Genomic DNA, 11,732 nt, shown 5'->3' on the forward strand with positions numbered 1-11,732 from the left:
CATTATCCTCGCTTCAATGGAATGCGGATCGCCAGCAGCGAACCCGAATTCACTTCTTCCGAATAGGCGACCCCGCCGAGCGACGACAATCGGCGCGACAGCGACCGGGATGCGATCCGGGCCTCGTCGGGCGTCTTTTCCCGCCTGCGGTTTTCATTGCGCAACGACAGGAACAGCGTGTCCTCATCGATCGCGATCACCAGCGTCAGCCGTCGCGCGCCGGCGTGCTGGACGGCGTTCGCCACCGCCTCGCGCGCCAGGAACTCGACCTCGACCGCGGTGTTGCTGTCCACCGCCAGCGTGTCCTGCTGCGCGAGCAGCCGGCATTCGACGCCCCATTGGCGGGAAAGATAAGCGGCGCAGGCGGTCAACTGCCCCACCAGTTCCACCCGCTGCTCGGACGCGCGATAGCTTTCGTCCAATATGTCGCGCAGCCGCGCCTGTTCCTCGACGATCACCGCCTGAAGCGATGTCAGCTTCTCGCGCCGCTCGCTCGCGGTGACCGCCGCGTCCTCCTCGACCAGCGATGCGATCTGGAGCCGCAGCGCCGCCAGCGTCTGGAGCACGCTGTCGTGCAGGTCGCGGCTCAGCGAGTGGCGCGCGTCGACGAACGCGCGGGTGCGCCAGGCATTGAGGAAGAAATAGCGCTCGAACACGCCCTCGGTCAGTTCGGCGGCGCGCTCGGTCTCGATCAGGCCGGATTCGGACATCGGGCACGAACCGATCACATAGACGCGCCCGACCAGCTCGCCCGCGCGCACCGGAAAGCTGCGGCCATGGCCGGCGGAAAAAGCCTCGACGATCTGGGCGGTGACGCCCGGCGCCTCCGCCACCAGCGGATGCCCCGCGCTGTCGCGGCTCAGCAGCGCGCCCGATTCATGATCGAACAGGAACGCGCCCTCCGCCGCCTCGATCCGGATCAGCCGGTCCGACGCGCGCCCGACATGCGCCACTTCGGATGTCGCGCCCTGATCATAGACGGCGAGGTTGACGGGCTCGTCGCTCCCTTCGCTCCAGAAGAAGCCGACGCGCTCGGCGCGGAACAGGTCGCTCAGCCGCTGCAACAGATAATCCACCGGCAGCGACCGGAAATTGCTGCCGACCATCAGCAATTCCTCACCCCAGAGGCGGACGGTATTGCGATAGGCGCGCGCGCTGGTGAGCGAAAGCGCGACGAACCCCGCCAGCACGACGGTCGCCGCGCTGAAGCTGGGCAGCGGCAGATGCGGCTGCGGGGTCGCGAAGATCGCGGGGCCGGCCTCGCCGCGCATCACGAACGCGATGCCGAGGACGAGCCCGGTCAGCAGCGCCAGCACATTGCCGAACCGCGCCTGAATCGCGGACAGCAGCAGGATCGCCAGCAGCAGGACGGGCAGGACATAGGGCTCCATGTAAAGGATCATGAAGCCGCAGATCAGCACGTCGCCCATCAGGATGACGGGCCAGGCATGGATGTTCGCCTTCCACGAGATCGCCGCCACCGCCGGGCAGGCGATCGCCCAGACCAGATAGGCGATGAAGAAGAGGCATTCTGCATTCATCCCGGCCAGGCCCTCGGGATGGAGCGCACGGCATTCGATGAAGCAGGCGATGGCGACGCACAGGCGCGCGATCGTGACCGGCAGGCTGGGGCTGCGGCCAAGCGACATCGCGATCCGACGACGACCGGATTCCAATCTGCTGCGCAATCCCACGCGGGTGCTCCCCCTTCCCGCCTCCCCTGAGACTCGCATCATATGTCACGAGTCTATCGAGCGCTATGTTCTAAAACGGGGCAGTGGATGCTGAATATATATCCAACGATATAGATGAATCTATTCCCACTGATATAGTAAAGCACAAATAAATCGAGATTAACCCTAAATAACAGTGACTCTCGCTCGTTAGCATTGCATTAAGTAGTTCTTGCAAGATCGAGTCGCGGGGTTGCGGACTCATCTTGAAAAGCAGTCGACCAGGGCAGTCGCGAGAACAGGCGGCATCCCCGGGACGTCTCTCCTTTGGAGTTGCGCGTAGTCGAATGACTAGGCGCGAGGGCGGCTAACAGCACGCAACGATGCTGCTCGCCCTGGGAAGATCCCCTCCATCGTCGTGACGTCCCCATGGTTCGGTCGATTGCCGAGAGTGGGGATAGGATGATGGATTTCGATCGCACCGCAGGTAACGATTCCACCGGCACGCAGTGGGAGCGGCCCGAAGCCGATTTGACGCCCGAGCAGATGGCCGCGCGCACCGCGCAGCAGGCCGTGGCTCCGGCGGTCGGCGCGGGCGCGATGCGCGTGGTGCCCGGGCCTGACGGCGTGGTCGTGCTGCCCGAAGGCGTGGCGCTCGACCAGATCCGCGTCTCCGGACGCGATCTCGTCGTCCAGCTTCCCGACGGCAGCCAGATGCTGATCGTCGACGGCGCGGTGATCGTGCCGCAGCTCGTGATCGGCGGCGTCGAGATCCCGCCGCTCAACCTGGCCGCACTGCTGATCGGCAACGAACCGCAACCCGCGGCGGGCGGCGCGGTGCAGAGCTCCGGCGGCAACTTCGCCGAACCGGTCGGCAATATCGGCGATCCCTTCGGCCTGGGTGACCTGCTGCCGCCGACCGAACTCAACTTCACCCAGCCCGAGGAACGGGAGATCATCCCCGGCCTGGTCGATGAGGAGCCGACGATCGGCATCATCACGCCGGACAATCCGGCGGCCGTCCAGAACGCCACCAGCAGCGTCAACGAAGCCGGCCTGCCGGCGCGCGGCGCCGAACCCGCCGGATCGAACGCCTCGGCCAATTCGGAAACCACGACCGGCACGATCGTCTACGTCGCGGCCGACGGATTGCAGAGCATCACGATCAACGGCGTCGCCGTCACCCAGACCGGGCAGGTGTTCACGACGCCGCTCGGCCAGTTGACCGTCACCAGCATCACCAACGGCACGATCGGCTATTCCTATTCGCTCACCGACAATTCGGTGGCGGCCAATCCGACGGACAGTTTCGCGGTGATCGTCACCGACGCCAATGGCGACACCGCGTCCGCCACGCTCGTCATCTCGGTCATCGACGACGTGCCGACCGCGCGCGCGGATACCGACGCCCTGGCGGCGGGCGGATTCGGCCCGGAAACCGGCAATGTCCTGACCGGCGCGGGCACGACCAGCGGCGCCGCGGGCGTCGACACGCCGGGCGCCGACGGCGCCTCGCTCACCGGCATCCGCGCGGGCGCCACGGGCAATTTCAGCACGGTCGGCGCCAGCGCCAGCACGATCACGGGCCAATATGGCACGCTGACCATCTCGGCCAACGGCAATTACAGCTATGTCCGCAATCCGGGTTCGCCCGGCGGCGTCAACGACGTGTTCGGCTATCAGATCACCGATGGCGACGGCGACACGTCCGCGACCACGCTGACCATTTCGATCCCCGACAGCCCGGTGACGCTCACCTTCGTTCCCACGACCGGGGAAGGCACGGTGGTGGCGGAGGCCGGCCTGCCGGCACGTGCCGGCGAATCGCCGGGTTCGGATCAGCAGAGCAATAGCGAGACCACCGCCGGCACCATCACCTATACGGCGCCGGACGGCCCGGCGACCGTGGCGATCAACGGCGTGACGGTGACGGGCGCGGGCCAGGTGATCAGCACGCCCACCGGCGCGCTGACGGTGACCAGCGTGGCGCCGGGGCAGATCGGCTACAGCTTCACGCTGGCCGACAACACCCAGGGCGACAATAGCAGCCAGAGCTTCACCATCACCGTGACCGATGCGGACGGCGACGTCGCCACCGCGCCGCTGGTGATCCGCATCGTCGACGACGTGCCGACAGCGCGCGACGATTCCGCGAGCGCACAGGAAGACAAGCCGGTCGTCATCAATGTGCTCGCCAACGACACGCCCGGCGCCGACAGCCTCGACGTCGCGGGCAAGGTCGCGCTCGGCACGCCGCCGGCCAAGGGCACCGCCGTCTATAATGGCGACGGCACCTTCACCTACACGCCGACGCCCGGCCAGGAGGGTTCGGACAGCTTCACCTACACCATCACCGATGGCGACGGTGACGTCTCCACCGCCACGGTCCGGATCACGCTGGCGACGGATTCGACGCCGACCATCGTCGCCGGCGATTCCAGCGTCGATGAAGCGGCGCTGCCCTTCGGCTCCAATCCCGGCTCGAATGCCGAAACGACGACGGGCGCCCTGGTCTTCTCGGGCGGCGCGGACAGCCTGGCCAGCCTCACCATCGGCGGCGTCAACGTCACCAATGGCGGCACCGTCACCGGCAGCTACGGCACGCTCACCGTCACGCTCAGCGGCGGCGCCTATACCTACAGCTACACGCTCGCCGACAACACGTCAGGCGACGACACGGCCGAGAATTTCGCGGTGGTCGCGGTCGACAGCGATGGCGACGTCGCCAACGATACGCTGACGATCGACATCATCGACGACGTGCCGACCGCGCGCGACGATACCGACAGCCTGCCGGCCGCGAGCACCCAGCCCGAAACCGGCAACGTCATCACCGGCGCGGGCACGACCAGCGGCGCGACGGGCGCCGACACGCCGGGCGCGGACGGCGCGCAGGTCACCGGCGTCTCGCACGGCGCCAACAGCGTCGCCGCAGGCACGGCGATCGCCGGAGATCATGGCACGCTGACGCTGAACGCGGACGGCAGCTACAGCTATGTCCGCATGCCGGGCACGCCCAGCGGCGTCACAGAGGTCTTCAGCTATACGCTCACCGATGGCGACGGCGACGTCTCCACCGCGACGCTCACCCTCTCGATCGGCGATTCCACGCCCAGCGTCAATATTCCGGCGCCCGGCGGCGCCACGACGACCGTCTATGAGGCGGCGCTCGCCGCGCGCGGCGCGGAGCCCCAGGGCACCGGCGAGGAAGCGGCGGCGGGCCCGAACGGCGACACGCGCGAGGCCGTCAGCGGCACGATCAGCTTCTCGTCGCCCGATGGCATCGGCACGCTCTCGCTCGGCGGAACGGTGCTGACGCCCGGTAATCTGCCGCAGACCGTGGCGAGCAACGCCACCGGCACGCTCGTCGTCACCGGTTTCAGCTATGATCCGGTCAGCGGCGCGGGCAGCATCGCCTATACCTATACGCTTGTCGACAACACGCTGACCGATCCGTCGAGCGCCAGCTTCGCGCTGGTGCTGACAGACGGTGACGGCGACAGCGCGCCGGCGGGCAATCTCGTCATCACCATCGTCGACGATGCGCCGATCGCCCGGCCCGATATCGACAGCGTCAGCGAGGATGGGCCGCTGGTCGCCGACGGCAACGTCCTGACCGGCGTGGGCGGCGGCACCGCCGACAGCCAGGGCGCGGACGGCGCCGGCGTGGTCGCGGTGGCCTTCGGCGCGAACCAGGGCACGCTCGGCAATCCGCTTGCCGGCGCCTATGGCGATCTCGTCCTCACCAGCGGGGGCAGCTACACCTATACGCTCGATCCGGCGAACCCGGCGGTGCAGACGCTGGCGCCCGGCGAAACCCTCACCGAGGTCTTCACCTATACGCTGCGCGACGGTGACGGTGATCCGGCGGTCACGACGCTGACCATCATCATCAACGGCGCCGACGACGGCGTGACGATCAACGGCCTCGACGGCGCGGGCGCCGAGGAAGTGGTCAATGAAGACGATCTGTTCGACGGATCCTCGCCCGATGCGGCCGCGCTGACGCAGACCGGCAGCTTCACCGTCTCCACGCCCGACGGGCTCAACGACGTCACCGTCGGCGGCGTCGCCGTCGTCACCAACGGCGTGTTCACGCCCAAGGTGATCGACACGCCGGCCGGCGCGCTCAGCATCACCGGCTTCACGCCCACCGTCGCGCCCGATGGCACGATCACCGGCGGAAGCTTCAGCTACAGCTATGTGCTGCAGGACAATCTTCTGACTCACCCGCTCCAGGGCGAGGACAGCCTGCTCGAAAGCTTCGCGGTGACGCTGACCGACAGCGACGGATCCGCCGATACCGCCTCGCTCGACATCCGCATCATCGACGATGTCCCGACCGCGCAGAACGACGTCGCCGCCGCGGCCGAGAACACGCCCGTCGTCATCGACGTGCTCGCCAACGACATTCGCGGCGCGGACGGCGTCAGCAACGCCACCGGCGTGGCGCTCGCCACCCAGGCGACCAAGGGCGTCGCGGTTTATAACGGCAACGGCACCTTCACCTACACCGCCGCGCCCGGCGCGCAGGGCAATGACAGCTTCACCTACACCATCACCGATGGCGACGGCGACACCTCCACCGCGCTGGTCACGATCACCTTGCCCGGCGATTCCGAGCCGATCGTCTCGGCGACCGACCTGATCGTGAACGAAGCCGGCCTGCCCGGCGGATCCGATTCCGGATCGAACAGCGAATCCGCCAGCGGCGCGCTCACGATCGGCACCGGCAACGACAGCATCGGCAAGGTCGAGATCCAGAACGCCCAGGGCGTCTGGATCGACGTCACCGCCGGCGGCAGCGTGCAGGGTGATGACGGCGTGCTCGTCGTCTCGGTCAATGCCGGCGTCTACAGCTATGTCTATACGCTGACGGACAATCTGCCGACGCATCCCGACAATATCATCGATATCGATGGCGATCGCGGCGCGGACGATGCGATCCCCGGTGACAGCTTCGCGGTGCGCGTCACCGACAATGAAGGCGATGTCAGCCCGATCGACACGATCGACGTGACCGTGCTCGACGATGGCCCGACCGCCGTGAACGATCCCGCGCAAAGCGTGGTCGAGGGCGGCGCGCAGATCGGCGGCAACGTCCTGTCGAACGACATACCGGGCGCCGATGGCGCGACCATGACCTCGGTCACGATCGGCGGCACGACCACCGCGATCGCCGCTGTCGGCACCACGCCCGTCGTCACCGCGAACGGCAGCTACAGCTTCACCGCGGCCGGCGCCTGGACCTTCACGCCCGCCGCCAATCTCGCCAATGGCGCGGCGGATATCGACGCCTCGTTCAGCTACGCGCTCACCGATGGCGACGGCGATGTCTCGACCGCCAACCAGCCGATCACGATCAGCGACGGCGCGGGACCGTCGATCACCGACAATGCCGAACTGCGCGTCGACGAAGAGGGGCTGAACACGGCCGGCGCGACCGGCACGAGCGCCGGATCGGGCGCGGCGGCGGACAGCGACACGATCGGCTTCCAGGCCGGGTCCGATGCGATCACGTCGGTGGCGTTCGGCGACGTCGCCGGCATCACCGTCGACGTCAACGGCGTCGCCGGGCCGGACATCGTCTGGACGCCCACCAGCCCGACCGTGATCACGGGTTCGATCAACGGGCTCGACGCGATCACGATCACGCTCACGCCGCCGGCGCTGCCGGTGGCGGCCGGCGCGTCCGGCCAGGCGACGGTGTCGGTCACGCTGACCGACAATTTTCCGCACCCCGATGCGAGTGGTGAGAATATCATCACGCTCAACGGGGTGACGGTGGTCGTCAACGATCTCGACGGCGACGCGACCCCCGCGACCGTGTTGATCGAGATCGTTGACGACATCCCGTCGGTGACGGCGGTGCGCGGCGGATCGGGCGTCACGCTCGACGAGACCAGCGCCGCGATTCCCGGCTTCCCGATCTCGCAGACCAGCGCCGCATCGGTGATTTCGGCGAGCCTCGTCTTCGGCGCGGACGGCCCCGCCGCCGCGAACGCCACCAGCTATGGCCTGGCGCTGGCCGGCAACGGCTCGACCAGCCTGAAAACCGCGATCGGCGATTTCGCGATCACATTGGTGCAGACCGACGCCGATACGATCACCGGCACCTATAACGGCAACAACACCGCCTTCACGCTCTCGATCGATGGCGACGGCAAGCTGACCGTCGTCCAGTCGGTCGCGCTCGAGCATGATATCGACGGCAGCGACGCCGCCGCGCACAACGACCCGCTCGACCTGTCCGGACTGATCGTCGCGACGGTGACGATCGAGGATGGCGACGGCGACACCGCCAGCGGCCAGGCCGCGATCGGCAATCTCGTCACCTTCCTCGACGACGGCCCGAGCATCGCCGTTTCGGCCGGCGAGGAAGCCGGCATCCTTCTCACCACCCACGATGCCGCGACGATCGGCGCCAACAGCGACACCGCCGTTTCGCTCGCCAATTTCAGCGGCATATTCAGCCAGACGTCTTCGGCGGGCGCCGATGGCGGCGCCGCGCCGGTCTGGGGCTATCAGCTCGCGGTCACCAATGGCGCGTCCGGGCTGAGCAGCGCGGGCGAACCGATCACGCTTTCGATGGCGGGCAGCACGGTCGAGGGGCGCACCGCGTCCAACGGCCTGATCTTCTCGATCGCGGTCGATGCGAACGGCGTCGTCACGCTCACCCAATATCAGCAGATCGACCATGCCGATGAAGCGCCCAATTCGGGCACGCCTTTCGACGACCAGTTCGCGACCCTGGCGGCCGGACGCGTCACGCTGACCGGCACGGCGACGATCACTGACAATGACGGGGATACCGCCAGCGACAGCGAGACGATCGACCTGGGCGGCAATATTCGCTTCGCCGACCATGGGCCGACGATCGGCCTCGTCGATGCGGCCACGCCGCTGCTTTCGGTCGATGAGACCAATCTCGGCGTCAACGACACCGACAGTTTCGCCGCCGCCTTTGGCGCGCAGTTCGGCGCGGACGGCCCGGCGGCGGGTGGCGGCACCAGCTATGCGCTCGGCGTCGTCGCCGGCCCATCGGGCCTGATCGACACGGCAAGCGGCGAAGCGGTGTTGCTGCGCGTCAATCCGGCCGGCACGCTAGTGGAGGGTTATTTCGGCGGCGGCGTGGGCACCGTGGTGTTCACGCTTTCGGTCGATCCGTCGAACGGATCGGTCACGCTCGACCAGATCCGCGCGGTGATGCACACGCCCGATAGCGGGCCCGATCAGCCCGTCTCGCTCGCGCCCAACCTGATCACGCTGATCGCGACCGCCGAGGATTTCGACGGCGATACCGCCAGCGCGACGCTGGCGATCGGCAACCGCATCGAGTTCCGCGACGACGCGCCGACCGCCAATGCGGTGACGAGCGCCGATTCGGTCGATGAGGATGGCTTGGCCAACGGTCTGGCTGGCGCACAGGCCGGCAATCCCGGCGATATCGCGGGCGAGGACACGACCGCGACCGGATCGGTCTCGACGCTGTTCAATCCGGGCGCCGATGGCGGCCTCACCTATCAGCTCCTGAATGCGACCGGCGGCCTGCCCGCGCTCAGTTCGGGGGGAACCGGACTCGTCTATGGCGTCGTCGGCAATGTGCTGACCGCCACGGCGGGCCCGGCCGGCCCGACGGTGTTCACCTTCACGCTCACCGCCGGAACCGGTGACTGGACCTTCACGCTCGCGCGTCCGCTCGACCATGCGAACGGCAATGGCGAGAACGATCTGACGATCGATTTCGGCGCGCTGATCCAAGCGACCGACAAGGACGGCGACAGCGTCGCCGCCACCGGTTCGGTGATCGTCACCATCGACGACGACAGCCCGGTCGCCGCCAACGACACCGATGCGGTGGTCGAGGATGGTCCGCTCGTCGCCAATGGCAATGTCATCACCGGCGCTGGCAGCGACGGCCTGGTGGGCGGCGCCGACGGCCTCGGCGCGGACGGTGCGGCGGTCGGCGGACCGGTCACCGCGATCGCCTTCGGGGTCGCCAACGGCACCGTCGGCACCGGCCTTGCCGGCAGCTACGGCACGCTGACCATCAACGCGGACGGCAGCTACCAATATCTGCTCGACAACAACAATCCGGCGGTCCAGGCGCTCGACGCCACCGATCCGGCGCTGACCGACATCTTCACCTACACGATCACCGATCGCGACGGGGACAGCTCCACCGCGACGCTGACGATCTCGATCACCGGCGCGAATGACGGTCCCGTGATCGGCACCGATGCGAGCACGGTCTCCGAAGAGGGGCTGGCGAACGGCATCGCCGACACGATCGGCGCCAACGACACGACGAACAGCGCGACCGATGCGACCGGCCATGTCACCGTCACCGATCCCGATGGCGATCCGGTGACGCTGACGCTGGGCGATCCCGGCGCGGTGCTCACCGCCGACGGCGCCGCCGTCACCTGGGCGGGCGTCGGCACCAAGACGCTGATCGGCTCGGTCGGCCCGACGGAAGTGATCCGCATCGTCATCCAGGACAATGGCGACTACACCGTCACCCTCTCGCAATCGGTCGATCATGCGATCACCGGCCTGGAGACGGCGGGCGAGGACCAGCGCAGCTTCAACGTGCCCGTCAACGCATCCGACGGCACCGTCACCAACACCAATAACGGCGCGATCACGATCACGATCGAGGACGACAGCCCCGACGCGGCGGACGATGACGTGTCCGCGACCGAGTCGGGCGCGGTTCCCGACACGCTGACCGGCAATGTGTTGACCAACGACGCCAGCGGCGCCGACACGCCGGCGGCGGTGGTGTCGATCACCGGCGGCACGCTCGGCAACCCGATCGTCACCGCGCATGGCACGCTCACCATCTCGGCATCGGGCGCATATAGCTATGTGCCCAATGCCTCGGTCGCGGCGGGCACGGTCGACAGCTTCACCTATACGATGCGCGACGCCGATGGCGACACCTCCACCGCCGTGCTCCGTTTCACCTATACCGGTGACGTCAACACGCCCACCGCTGCCGACGTCACGGCTTCGGTCGATGACGACGGCGTGACCGGCGGCAATGCCGCCAGCACGCTTGGCGACCTCAATGCCAATAGCGGCGACGCCGATGGCCCGCTGTCGAGCGAGGCGAGCTTCTCCGGCAATCTCGGTTTCAATTACGGGCTGGACGGCGCGGCAGGGCCGGCGACCAATTTCAGCTTCACGACCGCTTCGGGGACAGTCGGAACCGAAAGTGTCAGCTACGTCTGGAACGACGCGGCAAGCACATTGACCGCGACGATCACCGCGAGCGGCGATCTCGCGCGCATCGGCCAGACGCTGTTCACGGTGCTGGTGAACCAGACGACCGGCGATTACACGCTGACGCTCGTCCGCAACGTCCTGCACGAAACGCTCGACACGCTGCCCGGCGACAATAGCGAGAACGACGCGACCGCGGCGCTTTCCTACACGGTCAACGACAGTGACGGATCGCCCGCGACCGGCAGCCTGACGATCACCTTCGACGACGATATGCCGAGTGCGACGAACGAGCCCGCTGGCTCGCTGGCGGAAGGCACGACGCTGCCCGGCAGCTTCGACTTCGCGCCGGGCGCCGATGGCGCCACCGTCACCGCGATCAACGGCACCGCGCTGGTCTTCCAGCCCGACGGCTACAGCCAGTCGATCGATGTCGGTGACGCCGCGATCCGCGTGAAGGCCGATGGCAGCTATATTGTCACCGCCGATCCGGCGGTCGTCGGGGTCGGTTCCGCGTCCGGCACCTTCACCGTCACCGATGGCGACGGCGACACCGCCACCGCGAACTTCAGCTTCTCGATCACCGACGCCAATGTGCCCACCGCCGGCGCCAGCGCCGCTTCGGTCGACGATGATGGCCTGGGCGGCAATACCGCCAGCACCTCGGGCGATCTCGACGCCAATATCGGCGATGCCGATGGCCCGGCTTCGAGCGAAGCCAGCTTCTCCGGCATCCTGACGCATAATTTCGGCGGCGATGGCGCGGGCACGATCAGCTTCGCATCGCTCCATGGCACCGGCGGCACCGTCGGACAGGAAGCCGTCACCTAT

Annotated in this window: 2 protein-coding genes; one reads left to right on the plus strand and one right to left on the minus strand. The window is 67.6% G+C overall.

Features of this window, described 5'->3' with window-relative positions; translation table 11 throughout:
- Positions 1-2 precede the first annotated feature (2 nt).
- Entirely contained in the window at positions 3-1,649 is a 1,647-nt protein-coding gene (locus tag K7G82_RS29550) for a sensor histidine kinase (protein WP_222994084.1), read from the minus strand.
- Positions 1,650-2,138: 489 nt separating this feature from the next.
- Between K7G82_RS29550 and K7G82_RS29555 the strand changes: the two genes are divergently transcribed.
- On the plus strand, positions 2,139-11,732 hold a 9,594-nt coding region (locus K7G82_RS29555), incomplete at its 3' end, for a T1SS-143 repeat domain-containing protein (RefSeq protein ID WP_222994085.1).

Origin of the sequence: Sphingomonas colocasiae, from assembly GCF_019880585.1 — a bacterium.
Taxonomy (GTDB): Bacteria; Pseudomonadota; Alphaproteobacteria; order Sphingomonadales; family Sphingomonadaceae; genus Sphingobium_A; species Sphingobium_A colocasiae.

What these genes read in the sequence shown, in the direction of transcription:
- K7G82_RS29550 (WP_222994084.1), bottom strand. Translation starts at nt 1,649, where the DNA reads ATGTCGCTTGGCCGCAGCCCCAGCCTGCCGGTCACGATCGCGCGCCTG.